This is a genomic window from Streptomyces sp. NPDC088246, assembly GCF_044741025.1.
GTDB lineage: Bacteria > Actinomycetota > Actinomycetes > Streptomycetales > Streptomycetaceae > Streptomyces.
Map to the genome: position 1 here is coordinate 1 of NZ_JBIURV010000181.1, position 1,242 is coordinate 1,242.

Annotated in this window: 1 protein-coding gene; it reads right to left on the minus strand. The window is 64.3% G+C overall.

Features of this window, described 5'->3' with window-relative positions; translation table 11 throughout:
* Nucleotides 1-1,242: glycosyltransferase (locus tag ACIPEK_RS46715; protein WP_402009158.1), on the minus strand; the 1,242-nt coding region annotated here is incomplete at both ends.

Genomic DNA, 1,242 nt, shown 5'->3' on the forward strand with positions numbered 1-1,242 from the left:
CTCGTCGGCGCGGTACTTCGTGTAGAAGTCGTTGCGTGGGGCCCAGTCCCGGTCGCTGTGCGAGGCGTATCCGATGACCTCGCCCGTGGCGTCCCGGATCGTGCGAAGGTTCTGGCGTGCCTGCTCGAAGGAGATCTTCCGGCCGTCTCTGCCGACGAGTTCGTCCTTCGGTGTCCCGTTGCCTTGTTCCAGCCGTTGCGGTGCGGGGTCGAGGCCGCTCAGCAGTGTCCCGTTGTTCGGTAGCAGTGCTGTGTCCGAACCGGACCTGCCGCTGCCCCACCGTATTGAGCCCTTGATTGTCCTGACGGTGTCGCCGAGGCGCTTGGCCAGCGTTTTGCTCCGGGCGGGCGCGGACGTGCTCTGGGGGGCTTCCTGGTTCTCGCTCTCGTCGGTCAGCCAGTCCAGACGCGTCCAGTCCGCCCACTCGGCTGCCCGGACACGGAACTCGGCGGGCGGCCCGAACCGGATGTTCGGCGCCTGCGTGGTGTCGAGGGACTTGATGTGCTCGTTGAACTGCCGCAGGAGGAATATCGGACCGGTACTGGCGCCCACGTTCTTCGACTTTATGGCCAGCTCAAGGACACCCCTGGCGTAGGCGTCCTTGTTGTTGATGTCCGGCAGATTGTCCAGAACCTGCTTCATGAAGCGGCTTCGGGGGTGCGTGACGATGAACTGGTTCCCGAAGCGCCCTTCCCCGTAAGCGACTTCGGCGGCCTGGTGGATATGGTCCGCGGTCACGGGTGCGTTCTCTTCGAGTCCGAGCAGTCTCCGTACGCTCTTGGGATCGCGAAGCATGGGACCGAACATCGGCAGGGTGTCGTCGCCCTTGGGCATCGTCACGCCCTCGGGACGCAGCACCACCTCTCCCGGGCCCAGGTCCACATCCAGATACACCCCGCCGTGCTTGTGGAGGAGGGCGTACCTGGCGATGTCGGAGGCCATCGCAAAGCTGTTCTCCTTACGCGCGGCCTGATACAGCTTGGACACCTTGGCGGGCAGCTTCTCCCCGCCGGAGGTCTTGTCCTTTTTGAACAGGTCCTCGACCCGGCCTTGATGAACGGTGCCGGAATCCACCAGGTGCTTGAGGAACTCCTTGTTGTTGCGCTGGCCGCCCTCGTCCGTCCAGATCGTCAGCTTCCACTGTGCTTCTTCTGCCTTGGCCGCCCATGTCCGGAGGTTGGCGCGGGCACCGTCCGTCAGTTCGCCACCCAGCCAGACGAAATTCAGTTCCTTGGGGACCAG